17 protein-coding genes are annotated in these 17,554 nt (G+C 72.9%); 3 read left to right on the forward strand and 14 right to left on the reverse strand.

What is annotated here, in order from left to right; all coding sequences use genetic code 11:
* Positions 1-260: 260 nt before the first annotated feature.
* Positions 261-701 (reverse strand): MarR family winged helix-turn-helix transcriptional regulator, encoded by a 441-nt coding sequence (locus tag AB0C21_RS06315; protein WP_500202990.1) that lies wholly within the window; start codon positions 699-701, stop codon positions 261-263.
* 59 nt (positions 702-760) lie between these two features.
* Here AB0C21_RS06315 and AB0C21_RS06320 point away from each other — a divergent pair, with 59 nt between their 5' ends.
* Positions 761-1,126 (forward strand): hypothetical protein, encoded by a 366-nt coding sequence (locus AB0C21_RS06320; protein ID WP_500202991.1) that lies wholly within the window; start codon positions 761-763, stop codon positions 1,124-1,126.
* Positions 1,127-1,293: 167 nt separating this feature from the next.
* Positions 1,294-2,361 (forward strand): glycerophosphodiester phosphodiesterase family protein, encoded by a 1,068-nt coding sequence (locus tag AB0C21_RS06325; RefSeq protein WP_500202992.1) that lies wholly within the window; start codon positions 1,294-1,296, stop codon positions 2,359-2,361.
* A gap of 94 nt (positions 2,362-2,455) precedes the next feature.
* Here AB0C21_RS06325 and AB0C21_RS06330 read toward each other — a convergent pair whose 3' ends face one another.
* The 10 genes from AB0C21_RS06330 to AB0C21_RS06375 form a co-directional block, all read right to left on the reverse strand.
* Positions 2,456-3,859, reverse strand: coding sequence for an NAD-dependent succinate-semialdehyde dehydrogenase (locus tag AB0C21_RS06330; RefSeq protein WP_500202993.1), 1,404 nt, complete (start codon positions 3,857-3,859; stop codon positions 2,456-2,458).
* A gap of 8 nt (positions 3,860-3,867) precedes the next feature.
* Positions 3,868-5,004 carry an iron-containing alcohol dehydrogenase family protein gene (locus tag AB0C21_RS06335; protein ID WP_500202994.1) on the reverse strand — a complete coding sequence of 379 codons (1,137 nt, stop codon included), beginning with the start codon at positions 5,002-5,004 and terminating at the stop codon, positions 3,868-3,870.
* 2 nt (positions 5,005-5,006) lie between these two features.
* Positions 5,007-5,915, reverse strand: coding sequence for an NAD(P)-dependent oxidoreductase (locus AB0C21_RS06340; protein WP_500202995.1), 909 nt, complete (start codon positions 5,913-5,915; stop codon positions 5,007-5,009).
* Entirely contained in the window at positions 5,912-7,435 is a 1,524-nt protein-coding gene (locus AB0C21_RS06345; protein WP_500202996.1) for an aldehyde dehydrogenase family protein, read from the reverse strand. Before AB0C21_RS06345 ends, AB0C21_RS06340 begins: the two co-directional genes overlap by 4 nt.
* A 12-nt stretch (positions 7,436-7,447) precedes the next feature.
* On the reverse strand, positions 7,448-8,557 hold the full coding sequence (locus AB0C21_RS06350; protein ID WP_500202997.1) for a mandelate racemase/muconate lactonizing enzyme family protein: 1,110 nt from the start codon (positions 8,555-8,557) through the stop codon (positions 7,448-7,450).
* Positions 8,554-9,144, reverse strand: a complete 591-nt coding sequence (gene fae, locus AB0C21_RS06355; protein WP_500202998.1) for a formaldehyde-activating enzyme — start codon at positions 9,142-9,144, stop codon at positions 8,554-8,556. Before fae ends, AB0C21_RS06350 begins: the two co-directional genes overlap by 4 nt.
* A gap of 5 nt (positions 9,145-9,149) precedes the next feature.
* Positions 9,150-10,097 carry a glycine betaine ABC transporter substrate-binding protein gene (locus AB0C21_RS06360; RefSeq protein WP_500202999.1) on the reverse strand — a complete coding sequence of 316 codons (948 nt, stop codon included), beginning with the start codon at positions 10,095-10,097 and terminating at the stop codon, positions 9,150-9,152.
* Between the two features lie 103 nt (positions 10,098-10,200).
* Complete coding sequence (locus AB0C21_RS06365; protein ID WP_500203000.1) at positions 10,201-10,986, reverse strand: ABC transporter permease; 786 nt, start codon at positions 10,984-10,986, stop codon at positions 10,201-10,203.
* Positions 10,976-11,998 carry an ABC transporter ATP-binding protein gene (locus AB0C21_RS06370; RefSeq protein ID WP_500203001.1) on the reverse strand — a complete coding sequence of 341 codons (1,023 nt, stop codon included), beginning with the start codon at positions 11,996-11,998 and terminating at the stop codon, positions 10,976-10,978. Before AB0C21_RS06370 ends, AB0C21_RS06365 begins: the two co-directional genes overlap by 11 nt.
* Positions 11,991-12,638 carry an ABC transporter permease gene (locus tag AB0C21_RS06375; protein WP_500203002.1) on the reverse strand — a complete coding sequence of 216 codons (648 nt, stop codon included), beginning with the start codon at positions 12,636-12,638 and terminating at the stop codon, positions 11,991-11,993. Before AB0C21_RS06375 ends, AB0C21_RS06370 begins: the two co-directional genes overlap by 8 nt.
* A gap of 135 nt (positions 12,639-12,773) precedes the next feature.
* Between AB0C21_RS06375 and AB0C21_RS06380 the strand changes: the two genes are divergently transcribed.
* Positions 12,774-13,595, forward strand: a complete 822-nt coding sequence (locus tag AB0C21_RS06380; RefSeq protein WP_235036857.1) for an IclR family transcriptional regulator — start codon at positions 12,774-12,776, stop codon at positions 13,593-13,595.
* A 27-nt stretch (positions 13,596-13,622) separates the two neighbouring features.
* Here the strand turns inward: AB0C21_RS06380 and AB0C21_RS06385 are convergent, their stop codons facing one another.
* From AB0C21_RS06385 to AB0C21_RS06395, 3 genes are all read right to left on the reverse strand, one after another.
* Positions 13,623-15,725, reverse strand: a complete 2,103-nt coding sequence (locus AB0C21_RS06385; protein WP_500203003.1) for a SpoIIE family protein phosphatase — start codon at positions 15,723-15,725, stop codon at positions 13,623-13,625.
* A gap of 209 nt (positions 15,726-15,934) precedes the next feature.
* Positions 15,935-16,846 (reverse strand): metallophosphoesterase family protein, encoded by a 912-nt coding sequence (locus tag AB0C21_RS06390; RefSeq protein ID WP_500203004.1) that lies wholly within the window; start codon positions 16,844-16,846, stop codon positions 15,935-15,937.
* A 5-nt stretch (positions 16,847-16,851) separates the two neighbouring features.
* Complete coding sequence (locus AB0C21_RS06395) at positions 16,852-17,352, reverse strand: DUF2231 domain-containing protein (RefSeq protein ID WP_500203005.1); 501 nt, start codon at positions 17,350-17,352, stop codon at positions 16,852-16,854.
* Positions 17,353-17,554: the final 202 nt, after the last annotated feature.

Consider the following 17,554-nt stretch of genomic DNA (forward strand, 5'->3'; position numbering starts at 1 on the left):
GTGAACCTACGAAATCGCCACTAAAACGACAAGCCTCGGACCGTCCGCACACCAAACCGTGATCAAGATCGCAAATACCCACAGACCGATGGACCACCGTTTTCCGAGGCACCCGCCGACCGACGGAAGGCCAATAGATGACCCGATTCGCGATTTTCACCCGCATTACCAACAGGTAGATACCTCGACCCCGGCAAAGGCCAGCGCGGCGTTCGGCAAAATGCGGCCGGAACCTTCGGGCACGCCGGGCGGCGTTCGCTTCAGGCGGGTAGGCCTTCGTTTTCGGAGAGCACGTCCAGCGCTTCGTGCAGTGCGGCGCGCTGGCGCGGGGTGAGCGGGGCGGCGAGTTCCTCGTCCACCTCTTGCGCCGCCGCCGCGCACTTGGCGAGCAGTTCGCGGCCCTGGCCGGTGAGGGTGAGCACCTGCCGGCGCCGGTCGGCCGGATCGCGCCGCCGCTCGATCGCGCCCAGGTCCACCAGGTGGTCGGCCAGCGCGACGACCAGGCTCGGCGCGACCCCCATCCGGGCGGCGAGGTCCTGCTGCGAGGCCGCGACGCCCGCCTCCAGCGCCGCCATCAGCCCGGCGTGCTTGGGCTTGACGCCGTAGCCGGCGATCTTCCGGGCCAGCCGGTCGCCGACGATCGCACCGAGGGTCCCCAGCCGGAAGGCCACCGTCCCCGGCAGCGGCTTGACGTCGCGCATGCCTCGAATCATACTCACTCTTAATCATTCAGAGTATGAATCATTTGAGAGGTGAAGAGATGGGCGCCATGGAGATCACTCTCGTCACGGTCAACGCGGTCGCGGCACTGGTGTCGGGCGGGTCGAGCGCGCTCGGCGCCGCCCGCCCGGGCCTGGCGCTTCCCTCGGGCGAGGCGGTCACCGCCGGGGTCGACTTCTACGCCCGCGTCTACGCCGTCCGCGCGATCCCGCTGAGCCTCGCCGTCATCGCGGCGCTCCTCACCGACGAGGCCGCCGCGATCGTGCCGCTACTGATCGTCGCCGGCGCCGTCCAGGCCGGGGACGCGGCACTCGGCATCATGCGCCGCGTGCCCGGAATGGCCGTCGGCGGCGGCGTCCTCATGCTCGTCCACCTGCTGTCGGCCTTCTGGTACGCCACCCGCTGAGCAGCCGGACACGGGCCGGCGGCCGCCGAGGCGCATGTCGGCGGTTTCGGCGGCGGGGCCGGGTTCGGGGAACGTTCATGGCCCCATCACGCCACGTCAATCAAGGGTGCCGGCCCTCGCCCTAGCGTCGCGGGGGTTGATCGGAGCATGACCGAGCGGAGGACTGCATGTCCGTGCGCCTTGTCCTGACGAGTCTGGCCCTCGCGGCCACGGTGGCCGCGCCGGCGGCCGCCAACGCGTCGACCACCGGGAGTCCCGGCGTACTGCCACAGAAGACCCAGTTCGACCTGCAGGCCCACCGCGGCGGCATCGGCATGACGACCGAGGAGTCGCTGGAGGGCTTCGGCAAGGCCATGCGCCTGGGCGTCACCACCCTGGAGCTGGACACGCACGTCACCAAGGACAAGAAGGTCGTCGTCACCCACGACCGGCAGATCAGCGCGCAGAAGTGCCGCGACACCGCGCCGGCCACGCCGGGCGACCCGATGTACCCCTACGTCGGCAAGTACATCAAGGACCTGACCCTCGCCCAGATCAAGACCATGGACTGCGGCTACCAGCAACTGCCCGGCTTCCCCGAGCAGGAGGTCGTCCACGGTTTCCGGATGGTGGAGCTCAAGGACGTCCTGGACCTGGTGAAGCGCTACCGCGCCAAGCAGGTCAAGCTCAACATCGAGACCAAGGTCGAGGCGGGCGCGCCCGAGCAGACCGCGCCGCGCGAGCTGTTCGTCCGCCGGGTCTTCGAGGAGATCCGCGCGTCGGGGATCGAACGGCAGGTCACCATCCAGTCCTTCGACTGGGGAGCGCTGAAGGTCATGCACCGGTTCGCGCCCAGGTGGCCGCTCGTGGCGCTGACGAACTACGACTTCCTCCAGGTCGGACGCCCCGGCGCCTCCCCCTGGCTGGGCGGCCTGGACGTCGACGACTACGACGGCGACTTCGTGAAGGCGGCCGCCGCCGTCAAGGGCGTCACGGCCCTGTCGCCCAACTACGGCTTCCCGCAGAACGGCAAGGTCGGCGAGCCGGGCTTCCGCTTCTACCCCGACCGGGCGATGGTGTCGCAGGCCCACGCCCGCGGTCTGAAGGTCGTCCCGTGGACCTGCGACGACCCCGCCACCGTCGAGGCGCTCATGGACATGGGGGTCGACGGGATCATCACCAACTACCCGAACCGCGTCCGCAAGATCATGGCCGACCGCGGCATGCGGCTGCCCAAGGCCTACCAGCCGCGCTGACCGGCCCGAGGGGCGCGGCCAGTTCGTTCACGGCACGGAACGGCCATCGGATCGACACCGTCGGTGCGGTGGCCGCTTCCGTGCCGGAGCAGGTTCACGGGACGGCCAGGTACTTCACCTCCAGGTACTCGTCGATGCCCTCCAGACCGCCCTCCCGGCCGAGGCCCGACTGCTTGACGCCGCCGAACGGCGCGGCCGCGTTGGAGACCAGGCCGCGGTTGACGCCCACCATGCCCGCCTCCAGCGCCGCCCCGACGCGCATGGCGCGGCCGAGGTCGCGGGTGTAGAGGAAGGCGACCAGGCCCGCCGGGGTGGCGTTGGCCGCCGCCACCATGCTCGGCTCGTCGGGGTAGGCGGCGACCGCGGCGACCGGTCCGAAGATCTCCTGCCGCGTGATCGCGGCGTCTTCGGGGACGCCGGTGAGGAGGGTGGGCGGGTAGTACCAGCCCGGCCCCGCGTGCGGGGCGCCGCCCAGCCGGAGCTCGGCGCCGCGCCGCTTCGCGTCGCCGACCAGCCCGTCGACCCGCTCCACGGCGTCCCCGTCGATCAGGGGGCCGACCTCCCGGCCCACCTCCAGTGCGGCGAGGCGTTCGCGCAGCGCGCCGGTGAACTCCTCGGCGACGGCCTCGTGGACGAGGAAGCGGTTGGCCGCCACGCACGACTGCCCCGAGTTGCGCATCTTGGCCACCACGGCGCCCTCGACGGCCGCCGCGATGTCGGCGTCGTCGAAGACCAGGAACGGCGCGTTGCCGCCCAGTTCCATGGAGGCCCGCAGGACGCCCCCGGCGCTCTGGGCCAGCAGGTGGCGACCGACCTCCGTGGAGCCGGTGAACGACAGCTTGCGCAGCCGCCCGTCACCGAGCAGCGCACCGGTGACCTCGGCCGGCGCCATCGTGGGGACGACGTTCACCACCCCGTCGGGCACGCCGGCCTCGGCGAGCAGTTCCGCCAGGGCGAGGGCGGACAGCGGGGTGGCCTCGGCCGGTTTGAGGACCACCGTGCAGCCGGCCGCCAGGGCGGGCGCGACCTTGCGGGTCACCATGGCCAGCGGGAAGTTCCACGGCGTGATCAGGTAGCACGGCCCGACCGGGACGCGCGCGGTGACGATCCGGTAGTCCCCGGACGGCGCGGTCCGGTGCTCGCCGCCCACGCGCACCGCCTCTTCGGAGAACCAGCGCAGGAAGTCGGCGGCATAGGCCACCTCGGCGCGCGACTCGGCGAGGGGACGGCCCAGTTCCCGGGTCGCCAGCCGGGCGAGCGCCTCCGCGCGCTCGGTCACCAGTTCGTAGGCCCGGCGCAGGATCTCGGCCCGTGCCCGGGGAGCGGTGGCCGCCCAGGACGGCTGCGCGTCCGCGGCGGCGTCCAGCGCCTGGAGCGCGTCCCGCGCGGTCGCGTCGGCCACCCGGGCCGCCACCCGGCCGGTCGCCGGGTCGAGCACCTCGAACGCGGCGTCCGCCTCCCGCCACGCGCCGCCGATGAACAGGCCGTCCGGTGCCATGGCGCCGCTCATCCGGCCGCGGCCAGGATCGCGGTGATCTCGTCGGCGGACGGGAACCGCGGCGTGTTCACCGTGACCTCGTCCTCCAGCGCGTCCCTGGCCAGCAGGTCGTGGTCCTCGCCGGTGACGCCGTGCTCGGCCAGCCCGCCGGTCAGACCCACCCGGGCGCCCAGGGCGCGGACGGCTTCGATCGCGGCGTCGGCGTTCCACGCGTCGGGTCTGGCGGTGTCGCCCACGCCCATGGCGAAGGCGACCTGAGCCGTCCGCTCCAGCCGTACCGGCAGGTTGAAGCGCAGGACGTGCGGGAGCAGCGCGGTCAGCGCGACGCCATGGACGATGTCGAACCGTCCACCGAGCGGGTGCGCGATCCCGTGGCACAGGCCCAGCCCCGTGGCCGCCATGCCGACCCCCGCCATGTGGGCCGCCAGCAGCATCTGCGAGCGGGCCTCCAGGTCCTTCCCGTCGTCGTAGGCGTGCGGCAGGTGCGTCGAGACCATCCGGACGACCTGCAGCGCGATCCCGTCCGACCAGGGGTTGGCCCGCACGGAGGAGAACGATTCCAGCGCGTGGGTGAGGGCGTCCATGCCGGTGGCCGCGGTGGGGCCGGGCGGCAGCCCCACGGTGAGCTCCGGGTCGAGCACGGCGGCCTCGGGCAGCGTGCTCGCGTGTCCGACGTAGAACTTGCGGTGGGTCTCGACGTCGGTGATCACGCCGAAGGCGTTGGTCTCGGCGCCGGTGCCCGCCGTGGTCGGCACGGCGATGATCGGCAGGCCGGCGCGGCGGAACTCGCCGCGGTAGTCCAGGTCGCGTCCGCGCTGCGGGTTGACCGCGGCCAGCGCGATGCCCTTGGCGGCGTCCATGGCCGATCCGCCGCCCAGCGCCACCAGCAGCTCGGCCCGCGCGTTCTCGGCGGCGACCGCGCCCGCGCCGATGTCATCGGTGGTCGGGTTGGCGTGCACGCCGGTGAAGACCGCGACGTCCCCGTCCGGGAGCGCGTTCCGTACGGCGTCGAGCACGGGGGTGGCGGCGATGCCGGCGTCGGTCACCACGAGGACGCGGCGCGACCCGGCGAGTTCGCCGAGGGCGCGGACCTTGCCGGGCCCCAGGTGGGCCGCGGGCATCGGAGTGAGGGTGAGTTCGTTCATGGTCATGCTCCCTGGGGTGCGAGCCGCAGGGGGACCTCCATCAGGTCCTCCCAGAGCTTGACGGGCGTCATCTCGCCGGCGAGGTCGCCGTAGCTGCGGCGCGCCCGCCGGTAGACCTGCTCGACGAGGGCCGCCAGCTCGGCCGGAACCTTCACCTCGCGCGCCAGGTCGTTGGCGAGGCCGAGGTCCTTGCAGGCCAGCGCGATGGCGAACGAGTCGTCGTAGTCGCCGTCGCGCAGCACCGACAGCATGTCGCGGTCCAGGAAGTTGCTGGCGGCGGGGCTGGCGAGCAGCGCGTCGCGCAGCACGCCGACCTCGACGCCGGCGCTGGTCCCGATGGACAGCACCTCGCTGGTGGCGACGAGATGCGCGAACCACAGCAGGTTGATCATCAGCTTCACGGTGTAGCCGGCGCCGTGGCCGCCCACCCGCATGACGCGGTCGGGGTCGCCGAGGACGTCGAACACGGGCCGGACCCGCTCGTACACCTCGCGGTCGCCGCCCACGAAGATCTGGAGCGTTCCGGTGCGGGCCCCGGCCGCCATCCCGGAGACCGGGGCGTCGAGCACGTGCACTCCGCGCCCCGCGGCGGCCTTGCGGACCCGGTCGGCCACCTCGGGCACCGAGGTGGACATGTCCACCCACACAGCGCCCTCGCCGAGGGCGCCGAGCAGTCCGCCGGGGCCCAGCAGCACGGACTCGACGTGCCGGGGCGTGGGGAGCATCGTGATCACCACGTCGCGGCCCGCGCCCGCCTCGGCAGGGGCGGCGGCCCAGACGGCGCCCATCCGCTCGGCCTCGGCGGCGGCCTCGCGCCGCGCGTCGTGCACCGCCACGTCGTATCCGGCGGCCAGGAGGTTGCGGCACATGGGGCCGCCCATGTTCCCCAGGCCGATGAATCCCAGTCTCATGTGTCCCCCGCGGGCTGCTCGTCCATGTTGATCCAGGTGGTCTTGAGGGCGGAGTAGGCGTCCAGCGCATGCAGGGACTTGTCCCGCCCGCTGCCGGAGTCCTTGAACCCGCCGAACGGCGTGATCACGTCGCTCGCGTCGAAGGTGTTGACCCACACGGTCCCGGCGCGCAGGGCGCGGGCGACCCGGTGCGCCGTGGACAGGCGGCCGGTCCAGACGCTCGCGGCCAGCCCGTACCGGGTCCGGTTCGCCAGCCGGACGGCCTCCTCCGCCGAGCCGATCTCCGTGGCCGTCAGCACCGGCCCGAAGATCTCCTCCTGCGCGACGCGGCAGTCGTTGTCGACGTCGCGCAGCACGGTCGGGGCGACGAAGTAGCCCCCGGACTCCGCACGGACGCGGTCGCCGCCGGTGACGAGCCGGCCGCCCTCCTCCCGGCCGAGCGCGACGTACCCGACGACCTTGTCCAGCTGCGCCCGGTCGACCATCGCGCCCATCTGCGTGGCCGGGTCGAGCGGGTCGCCGACCCGGATCCCCTCGGCGATCCCGGTGACGCGGGCCAGCAGGTCGTCCATGATCCGGGTGTCGGCCAGCAGCCTCGACCCGGCGTTGCAGGTCTGCCCGGCGTTGTAGAAGATCCCCCAGGCGACGGCGGAGGCCGCCGCGTCCAGGTCCTCGGCGTCGGCGAGGACGATCTGCGGCGACTTGCCGCCCATCTCCAGCGCCACCTGCTTGCCGTTGGAGAGCGCCGCGTACTCCAGGAACCGGTGCCCGGTCGCCGTGGAGCCGGTGAAGGCGATCTTGTCCACCTCCGGGTGGCGGCCGAGCGCCGCCCCCGCCACCGGTCCGAGCCCGGGGACGACGTTGAGGACGCCGTCGGGCACGCCCGCCTCGGCCGCGAGCTCGGCCAGCGCCAGCGCGGTCTGGCTGGACTGCTCGGCCGGCTTGAGCACCACCGAGTTGCCCATCGCCAGCGCCGGGGCGATCTTCCAGGAGGTGATGAGCAGCGGGTAGTTCCAGGGGACGACCGCACCGACCACCCCGAGCGGCTCCCGCGTGATCAGCGCGAGGGCGTCGGCGCCGGTCGGGGCGATCTCGTCGTAGCGCTTGTCGACCGCCTCGGCGTACCACTGGACGCAGGCGGCGGCGCCCGGCACGTCCACCCGCAGGGACTCGCCGATGGGCTTGCCCACGTCGAGGGTCTCCAGCAGGGCCAGCTCCTCCAGGTTCGCGCGGATCAGTTCGGCGAACCGCAGCAGGACCTCCTTGCGGTGGCGGGGGCTCGCGCCCGCCCAGCGGCCGTCCTCGAACGCGCGCCGGGCGGCCCGCACCGCGCGGTCCACGTCCTCCTCACCCGCCGCGGCGATCCGCGCGAGCTCGCGCCCGTCCCGGGGACCCGTCTTGGTGAAGGTCGCGCCGTCGGCGGCCGGCGTGAACGCGCCGTCGATGAACAGCTCCCGCCGCAGCGGCGGGTTCGCCGCCCGCTCCTGCCAGGTCCCGTACGTGTGCTCGTGCGCTGTCACGGTCGTTCCCCCTTATCCGCGGGCCAGGCGGCGCACCGCGGTGTGGTCGATCCCGGCCCCGAGCCCGGGGGCGCCGGGGACCCTCATGCAGCCGTCGCCGTCGACGCCGACCGGTTCGGTCAGGAAGAAGTCCCGCCGCTCGGGCGTCCAGCCCGGCGGGTCATAGGGGAACTCGACGAACGGCCCGCCGCCGACACCGGCCACGACGTGCAGGTTCGCCAGGACCCCCAGCCCGTTGCTCCAGGTGTGCGGGGTGAACCAGCGGTGCCGCGCGAAGGCCAGTTCGGCGAGGGTGCGGGCGCGCAGCATCCCGACCGACAGGACGACGTCGGGCTGGTAGACGTCCAGCGCGTCGGCCTCCAGCAGGTGCAGCAGCTCCGGCATGGTGCGCACCATCTCGCCGCCGGCGACGCGGACGCCCGTCTGCGCCCGCACGGTCCGCACGCCCTCGATGTCGTACTGCGGCAGCGGCTCCTCCAGCCACTGCACGTCCAGCTCCGCCAGCTCGGCGGCCACCCGGCGCACCGACGCCAGGTCGAGCGCCGGTGCGATGTCGCCGGACATCCGCCACGACTGGTTGAGGTCCACCATGAGCGCGATCTCGTCCCCGACCGCCTCGCGGGCGGCCCTGACGGCGGCGATCCCCTCCGCCAGGCGCTCGCGGGCCACCCTGATCTTCATGGCGCGGAAGCCCGCCGCCTTGGCCGCCAGCGCGGCCTCGGCGCGTGCGGCCGGGGGGCGCAGCTCGCCGAACGAGGCGTACGCGGGCAGCCGGTCCGTGGCCCCGCCGAAGAGCGCGGCCACCGGAAGGCCGCTGACCTTGCCGATCACGTCCCAGAGCGCGGCCTCCACCGGCCAGTAGCGGCCCGCGTGGAAGTTGATCGTCTCCAGCGTCTTGACGTGGTTGACGATGGCCAGCGGGTCCCGGCCGACGAACAGGTGCTCGTGGCCTTCGAAGCCGTCCATCGTGTCGCCGGAGCCGTAGCCCACCACGCCCTCGTCGGTCTCGACGGTGACCAGGGTGGCGTCGAAATGACCGCGCGGGACGGGGTCCCAGGCCGCGTAGAACGGCGGGTCCAGCGGCAGTCGCATCCGGTCGAGCCGGATACCGGTGATCTTCACTCGTCCCCCGAGGGTGTGTAGAACGGGTTGGCGGGCGAGTGCCGGGCTTCGAGGGCCTCCTCGACGCCCGGCAGCCCGGCCGCTCCCGCGCGCAGCGCCGCCCCGGTGGCGGCGCGGTTGTTGGCGTAGACCAGGTCGGCGTCGGCGGCCTCCGGGTTGACCCAGACGGCGGCGACCAGCACCAGGTCGTCGACCGCCTCGGCGGGGACGACCTGCGCGGCCACCGCGTCCATGACCCCCGCCGCGACGCCCGCCTGGGCCGCTCCCCACGTCAACTCGGCGTGGGCGGCGGTGTCGGTGGCGGCCTTGTTCACGAACAGCGTCATGGGCTTGGCCGGCACTCCGGGCTTCAGCACGGCGACAAAGGGGACATGGCCGGCGCGGGGGGTGGCGAGGGCCGTGGCCCACGCGGTACCCGCCGGTCCGGAGCGATGCCCGAGGACGGTGTTGATGTGGGCGGCCTCCGCGCCCTCCCCGACGAAGCTCTCGCCGATCTGCACGGCCGTCGCCGGGCCGGGGGCGCGGTCGGGGGCGCGGTCGGGGGCGCGGTCGGGGGCGCGGTCGGGGGCGCGGTCGGGGGCGTCCATGCTCGTCACTTGAGGAACCCCTGCTCGTCGAGCCAGTCGTTGGCGGCCTTCTCGGGCTCCAGCCCCTCCGCGTCGACCTGGGCGTTGAGCTTGCGCATCACGTCGTCGGTGAGCTTGGCGGCGACCGGGTCGAGGTACTGCTGGATCTGCGGGTACTTGGCGGCGGTCTCCTTCCGCAGGGTCAGCGCCGCGTTGTAGACGGGGAAGAAGCGCTTGTCGTCCTGGAGGACGGTCAGGCCCATGGAGGCGATCCGGCCGTCGGTGGCGAAGACCTCGCCGAAGGTGCAGGTCTTCCCCTTCTTGGTCTCGCTGTAGATCACTCCGGTGTCGACCGACTTGACGGCCCCCTTCGGCACGTCGAGGCCGTAGGCCTTGGACATGCCGGGCCATCCGTCGTCTCGGGTGGAGAACTCGCTCTCGATGCAGAAGGTGGCGTCGGCCGGCTTCGACCGGGCCAGGGCCGCCAGGTCGGAGAGCTTGGTGACGCCGAGCGCCGCGGCCTTGTCCTTCTGGACGGCGAAGGCGTAGGTGTTGTTGAGCGGCGCGGGCTTCGTCCAGACGATCCCGTTCTTCTCCAGGTCCTCGCGGGCGACCGCCTCGTACTGGCGTCCGGAGTCGGGGATCGGTTCGGTGTGCTTGAGGTAGGTCACCCAGCCGGTGCCGGTGTACTCCCAGTACATGTCGATGTTCTTGGAGGTCAGCGCGGTACGGGTGTTGGTCGAGCCCTTGATGTTGGTCTTGTCGTTGACGGTGGCGCCGTGGGCGCGCAGCAGCGCGATGGTGATCTTGCCGAGCACGATCGACTCGGAGAAGTCCTTGGAGCCGACCGTGAAGGTCGCGCCCTTGAGCTCCTGCCCGAGGCTGCCCTGCTCGACGGTCGCGGACGAGCCGCAGCCGGCCAGCGCGGCGGCCGCCAGCGCGGCCGCGGCCGCGGGGACGGCAAGGCCCCGCATTCTGCTGATTTTGGACATCACGAACTCCCGAGGGGTGATGGGGGTGGGGTGAAGGGTGGAAGTTGCGGGCGCCGCGTCCGGGCGCGCCTCGCGGTGCGGGGTCTCAGACGCCTCCGGGACGCAGCAGGTCCTCGGCGACGCCGCCGGCCCAGTCGACCAGGAACGCGATGGCGGCGGTCAGGATGCTGCCGGTGACGAGGACGGGCGTCCGGTCCAGCTTGATGCCGTTGACGATGATGTCGCCGAGGCCGCCCGCGTTGACGAAGGTGGCCAGCGTCGCCACGCCCACGGCCATCACCAGCGAGGTGCGCAGGCCTGCCAGGATCACCGGGATCGCGAGCTTGAGCTCGACCCGCCGGAGGACCTGGGCGCGGGTCATCCCCATCCCGCGGGCGGCCTCGATCAGGGTCTGGTCGACCTGCTGGACGCCCACGATCGTGTTGCGCAGCACCGGCAGCACGGCGTAGGCCACCAGGCCGATCAGCGCGATCCGGAACCCCACCCCGAACTTGATGGTCAGCAGGACCAGCAGGCCGATCGCGGGGGTGGCCTGCCCGAGATTGGCGAGGCCGAGCACGAGCGGGCTCAGCCAGCGCGCCGCCGGGCGGGACAGGGCGATCCCCAGCGGGATCGCGATCAGCACGACCAGCAGCACCGCCATGCCGGTGAGGCGTAGATGCTCGCCGACCCGGGCGGTGATGTAGCCGGCGTTCAGCGTGCGCCGCTCGATCGAGTCCAGGGAGAGGTTCGACACCCACAGGTAGAGGACTCCGAGCACCGCCGCCAGCAGGAGCGGGGTGAGCAGGATCCGCGGCGCGGCCCTCCGCACCCCGGCGCCCCGCCGCGGGGCGCGGGCGACGGCGGCCGTGCCGGCCGACTCAGCGAGCACCGGGCACCGCCTCGTCCTCGCGTGCCGGTGCGACCGCCGCGCAGATCTCCTCGTACGACAGGACGCGGCCCGCGCAGGCCACCTGCCGCGTGCCGTTCGCGATCATGATGTCGAGCGCCTCGCGGAGGGTCGCGGTGGCACCGACCTCGGGAAGCGCTCCGGCCGGGTTCGCGGACGGGGTTCCGGCCGGCGGCGGGAGAGCGGCGCCGTTCCCGGCGAACTCGCCGACGCTGACCAGCGCGAGCCGCTTGAGCGTGGTGTCGCCGCCGATGAAGCCGGCCACGTAGTCGTCGGCGGGTTCGGCCAGGATGCGGGCCGGGGTGTCGTACTGCGCGATGCGGGAGCGCTCGCGGAACACCGCGATCCGGTCGCCGAGCTTCACGGCCTCGTCGAAGTCGTGCGTCACGAAGATGATCGTCTTGCGCAGTTCGCGCTGCAGCCGCAGGAACTCGTTCTGCAGCCGCTCGCGGGTGATCGGGTCGGTGGCGCCGAACGGCTCGTCCATGAGCATGACGGGCGGGTCGGCGGCCAGCGCCCGCGCGACCCCGACGCGCTGCTGCTGGCCGCCCGACAGCTCGCGCGGGTACCGGCGGGCGTACCGGGCGGGGTCCAGGCCGACCAGGTCCAGCAGTTCCTCCACCCGTGCCCGCACCTTGGGCTTGGACCAGCCCAGGAGTCCGGGCACCAGCGCCACGTTGTCCGCGATGGTCAGGTGCGGGAACAGGCCGATCTGCTGGATGACGTACCCGATCCGGCGGCGCAGCCGGTCCGGCGGCATCCCGAGCACGTCCTCGCCGCCGATCCGGACCGAGCCGGAGGTCGGCTCGATCAGCCGGTTGATCATCTTCATGGTGGTGGTCTTGCCGCAGCCGGACGGGCCGACGAAGGCGACCAGCTCGCCCGCCGGGACGACCATCGTGACGTTGTCGACCGCTGGATCGTCCTGCCCGGGGTACCGCTTGGTGAGCCCGTCCAGTTCGATGCTGGCGCCACCGTTGCCGCTGTCAAGCACGAAGCCCCCTCGGGGTGGTGAGTAGGCGTACGACGAGGTAGAAGAGGTCGAAGGCGAGGGCCAGGACGACCACGCCCAGGGTTCCCGCGAGCGCGGCGTTCAGCGAGTTCACCGAGCCCAGCCGGGCGAGCCCGTCGAAGATCTGGTTGCCCAGCCCGGGGCCGGCGACGTAGGCGGCGATCGCGGCGATGCCGAGGATCATCTGGGTGGACACCCGGATCCCGGCCAGGACGACCGGCCAGGCCAGCGGCAGCTGGACCCTGGCCATCACCCGGGCCGCGCTCATCCCCATCCCGCGGCCCGCCTCCACCACGGCCGGGTCGACCGAGCGCAGCCCGACGATCGTGTTGCGCACGATCGGGAGCAGCGAGTACAGCACCAGCGCCACCAGGGTCGGCTTCCAGCCCAGCCCCAGGAACGGGATGAGCAGGCCGAGCAGCGCGAACGAGGGGATCGTCAGGAAGCCGCCCGCGGTGCCGACCGACAGCGCGGCCAGCCGGGGCCGGCGGTAGGTCAGCACGCCGATCCCGACGCCGATCAGGGTGGCGACGAGGATCGACGTCGCGACGACGAGCGCGTGCTGGCCGGCCGCCCGGGCCAGCTCGTCCCCGCGGGACGACACGTATTCGCCGAACGTCATGCGCTACCTCCTGTCCTTCCGAGGGAGGTTTCGGCCGGGTTTCTCCGGCTCGCTGGCATGACCGTAGGACGGTGTTCATTTTGCTGCAATACTTGTTGCGCCAGTCGCAACAAAGATCTCGATCGGAGAACCCCCTTGGCCCTCCCCCCGCACACGACGCCCTCCCGGGACCCGGCGCCGTCCACCGGACTCCGGCGCGACCTGGAGATACTCGACCTGCTCGCCCAGCCCGAGCACGCCGCGCGCGGCCTCGGCGTCAGCCGGATCGCCCGGCTGCTGGACCGGGAGAAGAGCCAGGTCTCGCGCGCCCTCAAGGTCATGGAGGCCGAGGCCCTGGTCGACCGCGACCCCGACTCGCTGGAGTTCCGCCTCGGCTGGCGGCTGTACTCCCTCGCGGCCCGCACCACCGAGGCGCGTCTGACGCGTACGGCCGGGCCCTACCTGCGCCGCCTGGTCGCGGGCCTCAACGAGACCACCCACCTGTGCGTGCTGCGCGGCTCCGCGGTCCTGACGCTGCTGTCGGTGTCGCCGTCCCACGCCTTCCGGGGGCTGGGCTGGGAGGGCGTGACGGTACCGGTGCTCATGACCTCGGCCGGGCGCGTCCTGGTCTCCGACTGGGCGCCCGACACGCTGCGCTCCTGGGCGGCCTCCTGGCTCGACGAGCCGGGCCATGCGCAGGCCAGGCTGCGGATCCAGGCCGCCGACGACCTGCTGCGCGAGGTCGCGGCCATCCGCAGGCGCGGCTACGCGTCCGTGGACGAGGAGTTCGAGGCGGGCCTCGTCGGCGTCTCCGCCCCTGTGCGGGACTTCCGCGGCACCATCGTGGCCGCGATCAACGTGTCGGCGCCCAAGGCGCGCCTGGGCCCCCACCTCGACGAGGCCGGACGCCGCACGCTGGCGGTCGCCCGCGAGCTGTCCGCCGAGCTGGGCCACGAGCACGCCCCGGGAGTCGTCTAGCGCTACGACGGGCCGCTTCGGCGGTTCTCACTCCAGGTCGTCGAACTGGTCGAGGATGCCGCTGAAGTCGGCGCCCGTGAGGGGCTGCTCGGTCCAGATGGTCTTGCCGTGGGCGGTCTGACGGGTTCCCCAGCGCTGGGTGAGCTGCGCGACGAGCAGGAGGCCGCGTCCTCCCTCGTCGAGGAGGCGGGCGCGGCGCAGGTGCGGGGCGGTGCTGCTGCCGTCGGAGACCTCGCAGATGAGCGTCCGGTCCCGGATGAGGCGCAGCTGGATCGGGCCCTCGGCATACCGGATCGCGTTGGTCACGAGTTCGCTGACGATGAGCTCGGTGACGTAGGCGGCCTCGTCGAGGCCCCAGCGCGCGAGCCGCTCGCTCACCTGGTCGCGGGTCTCGGCGACGACGGCCGGGGCGGCCGGCAGCTCCCAGGAGGCGTACTGGTCCTCGCTCAGGACGTTGGTGCGGGCGATGAGCAGCGCGGCGTCGTCCACGGGGAAGTCCGGCAGGGCGGCCTTGAAGACGCCGTCGCATGTCTCCTCCAGGGACGCGGACCGGCGGCTCAGCGCCTGCCGCAGGCGTTCGAGCCCGGTGTCGGGGTCGTGGTCGCGGGACTCGACGAGGCCGTCGGTGTAGAAGGCGAGGATGCTGCCCTCGGGCAGTTCGACCTCCGTGCTCTCGTAGGGCAGGGCGCCGACGCCGAGGGGCAGGCCGACGGGCAGGTCGAGGAAGTCGACCGAGCCGTCCGGGGTGAGGAGCGCGGGCGGCGGGTGCCCGGCCCGCGCGAGCGTGCAGCGGCGGGAGATCGGGTCGTAGACGGCGTAGAGGCAGGTGGCGCCGACCTGGTCCTCCGCCTCTTCCTGGTCGCCGGTGGCCGCCTCGGCGGAGAACCGGCTGACGAGGTCGTCGAGCCGGGTGAGGAGCTCGTCGGGGGACGGGTCGACGTCGACGAGGGTGCGCACGGCGGTCCGCAGCCGGCCCATGGTGGCGGAGGCGCGGATGCCGTGGCCGACGACGTCGCCGACGACGAGGGCCACCCGCGCGCTCGACAGCGGGATGACGTCGAACCAGTCCCCGCCCACGCCGAGATTGGACCGGGCGGGCAGGTAGCGGGTGGCGGCCTCCACGGCCGACTGCTCGGGGAGGCCGTGCGGGAGCAGGCTGCGCTGGAGCGCGAGGGCGGTGGTGCGTTCGCGGGTGTAGCGGCGGGCGTTGTCGATGGACACGGCCGCCCGGGCGGTGAGTTCCTCGCCCAGCAGCACGTCGTCCTGCTCGAAGGGCTCCGCGGCCTCGCCGCGGACGAACGCCGCGACGCCGAGCGTGACGCCGCGGGCGCGTATCGGGACGGACAGGACCGAGCGGAGCCGGTACCTGTCGATGGCCTCCGCCCACGCGGGGTTGCGGGAGGTCGCCTCGACGACCTCGGGATCGTCGACGCTCATCAGGACCGCCTTGCCGGTGGCCAGGCACCGCGCCGGCGGCCAGGGGTCGGGACGCAGGTCGAGGCCGCCCGGCCTCGCCTCGGGTTCGGTACCGAAGGCGGCCCGGTACGCCACGCTGCGCAACGCGATCCGGCCGGTCAGCGGCCCCGGGCCCGGTTCGTCGCCGGCGAGCACCCCTTCGAGCATGTCGACGAGGGCGAGATCGGCGAAACGGGGCACCACCAGGTCGGCCAGCTCCTGGGCGGTCCTGGTGACGTTCAGGGTGGTGCCGATACGGGCGCTGGCCTCGCTCAGCATGGTCAGCCGCTGCCGGGCGCGGTACTGCTCGGTCCTGTCGAGGAGGCCCACCCCCACGGCCTGCGTCCTGCCCTCCTCGTCCTTCAGGGGGAACAGGAAGACCGACCAGTTGCGCTCGTGGGACTGGCCGGGAACCCGCCGGTAGTGCTCCTCGTGCACGGACTCTCCCGTGTCGAGGACGTGGCGGACGTGCTGCTCCATCAGCCTCCAGAACGGCCCTGGCAGGACCTCGGTGAGGAGGCGGCCGCGCAGTTCGTCTTCCGAGACGTTGACCCTCTGGCACATGAGGTCGTTGACCCTCACGACCCGCAGGTCGCTGTCGTGGATCGCCATGGCGAAGCCGGACTGGGTGAACGCCAGGTCGAGGAAGCCCGCGTCATCGACCGCACCGGCCATGGCGACGGGAGGGTCCGTCTCCTCTTCGCCGCCTCCTGAGCTGGTGTGCGCGTCCATAGTCTCGCGTCCGAGTTCGCGGGAGGTCTTCCTAGGGTGCCGCGGCCCCACGTCCAGCACTCCTTCCCGGGCAGGCGGATTACAACGGGTGCCGCCTGGAAATTGGGGTTCCGTTTACGATCCCCTTGCCGACCTCGCCGATCCGCCGAGCCCTACCCGGCCGGACGGATCGTCGCCCGGTCGATGACCTCGCCGTCGGCGGCCACGGCCGTGAGCTGGAGGGCGCCGGCGCGGAGTTCGACCGCGGTGAAGTGGTAGCGCTTGGCGGCGGCGACCCGCGGGGGCGTGGCGCAGCCGGCGCGCAGGTCGTAGAGGTGCTGCCCGCCCCCACCGGTCACCACGTAGGTGACCCCCTTGGCCGAGACGAACCTCTGGTAGTTGTGGTCGTGGCCGTTGAGCACCAGCGCCACCCGGTGGCGCTCCAGGATCGGCACCCACCGCTCGTCGACCGCGGGGGTCGACCCGTGCTGGGAGCACGACCAGGCCGGCTGGTGGAAGACCACGACGCGGAACCGCGGGCCGGGCACGGCCAGACGCGATTCGAGCCAGGCGCTCTGGGACGCGTCGGGGTGGTCGGCGTCCATGAAGAGGAACTGGAGGCCCGGCAGCCTCCTCTCGTACGGCAGGGCGGGCAGTCCGAGGTGGCGGAGCTGGTCGGCGCCGCGGTCGCCGCGGACGTCGTGGTTGCCGAGCGTGATCCACATCGGGCGGGTCGCGCGGAGCGCCGCGTAGGGCGCGTCGAGCCTCGTCCGGAACAGGGCGGGGTCTCCGTCGGGGTAGACGTTGTCCCCGGTGCCCACCAGCGCGTCGATGCGGTGGCCGGCCGCCGCCCACCGCAGCATGGCGTCCGCGACCTCGCGCTGCCGCGCGCCACCCGTCCCGAAGTCGCCGAAGGCCGCGAAGCCCGCCGCCGCGCCCCCGGACGGCGCCGGCGTGCTGCTCCGCGACCGGCCCGGCGTCCCCGCGCCGGGTGCGTGCCCGTTCCCGCCGCATGCGCCCGCCAGCAGGACCGCGGCGGCCAGGCCGGCGGCCGCGGGCGGGACTCTGCGCGAGCGGGCGGTCACGGCGGCTAGTCTCCGTCGGAGTCCTTGCTCCCGGCGCCCGCATCGTGCCAGACCGCCTTGGCGCCGCTGTGCCCGATCCGGGCCACCTGGACGCCCGTCGCGACCGACGTGCCCACCGTGAGGACGATGGCCACCACCGTCACCGCCCCGGTCCAGCGCGGCGGCCGGTCCGCGTTCCGCCGGGCGTAGAGGCCGACGCCGATGAGGAGGGCGAGGGCCACCCAGAGCCCGGCCGCCAGGGGGAGCAGGGTGTCGCCCAGTTCCGCGTGCTCTTCCACGAGGGAGGATCGGCCGACCTGGTCTTCCAGGTGCTCGCCGCTTTCGGTGGCCACGGGGATCGTCAGGACGGCGATGGTGGCCACGCCGAGGATCCACGGCCCCAGCAGCCGCCGCACCTTCGGCCAGAGGGCCGCCAGCAGGGCGGCCAGCACGGTCAGCGGAACCAGAAAGACCACGATATGGACGACGAGCGGGTGCACGGGCAGACCCAGGAGGGTGTTCGGCATGGTGGGCCTTCCGGGAGATCGTTGATCAGCACAAGCTAGCGGGCGGCCGGGTGCGCCACTACCTTCGCCGAGCGTTTCAGAGGGTTTTCATAGGGACCCTCATCGACGTATCCCAAGGCCGGGGTACCGGTCAATGTGAAGTGGTTCTCTCTGCGGCAAAGGAAATAAAGGCTTAGGTCAGCGGGACACTTCGCCATGCACG

Origin of the sequence: Spirillospora sp. NPDC049024, from assembly GCF_040649235.1 — a bacterium.
Lineage (GTDB): Bacteria > Actinomycetota > Actinomycetes > Streptosporangiales > Streptosporangiaceae > Spirillospora.

Bases quoted from the DNA above. Each gene is read 5' to 3' on its own strand.
- AB0C21_RS06320 (WP_500202991.1), top strand. From the start codon at position 761: ATGGGCGCCATGGAGATCACTCTCGTCACGGTCAACGCGGTCGCGGCA.
- AB0C21_RS06330 (WP_500202993.1), bottom strand. From the start codon at position 3,859: ATGGCACCGGACGGCCTGTTCATCGGCGGCGCGTGGCGGGAGGCGGAC.
- AB0C21_RS06315 (WP_500202990.1), bottom strand. From the start codon at position 701: ATGCGCGACGTCAAGCCGCTGCCGGGGACGGTGGCCTTCCGGCTGGGG.
- AB0C21_RS06325 (WP_500202992.1), top strand. From the start codon at position 1,294: ATGTCCGTGCGCCTTGTCCTGACGAGTCTGGCCCTCGCGGCCACGGTG.
- AB0C21_RS06335 (WP_500202994.1), bottom strand. From the start codon at position 5,004: ATGAACGAACTCACCCTCACTCCGATGCCCGCGGCCCACCTGGGGCCC.
- AB0C21_RS06395 (WP_500203005.1), bottom strand. From the start codon at position 17,352: ATGCCGAACACCCTCCTGGGTCTGCCCGTGCACCCGCTCGTCGTCCAT.
- AB0C21_RS06385 (WP_500203003.1), bottom strand. From the start codon at position 15,725: ATGGCCGGTGCGGTCGATGACGCGGGCTTCCTCGACCTGGCGTTCACC.
- AB0C21_RS06375 (WP_500203002.1), bottom strand. From the start codon at position 12,638: ATGACGTTCGGCGAATACGTGTCGTCCCGCGGGGACGAGCTGGCCCGG.
- AB0C21_RS06340 (WP_500202995.1), bottom strand. From the start codon at position 5,915: ATGAGACTGGGATTCATCGGCCTGGGGAACATGGGCGGCCCCATGTGC.
- AB0C21_RS06360 (WP_500202999.1), bottom strand. From the start codon at position 10,097: ATGCGGGGCCTTGCCGTCCCCGCGGCCGCGGCCGCGCTGGCGGCCGCC.
- fae (WP_500202998.1), bottom strand. From the start codon at position 9,144: ATGGACGCCCCCGACCGCGCCCCCGACCGCGCCCCCGACCGCGCCCCC.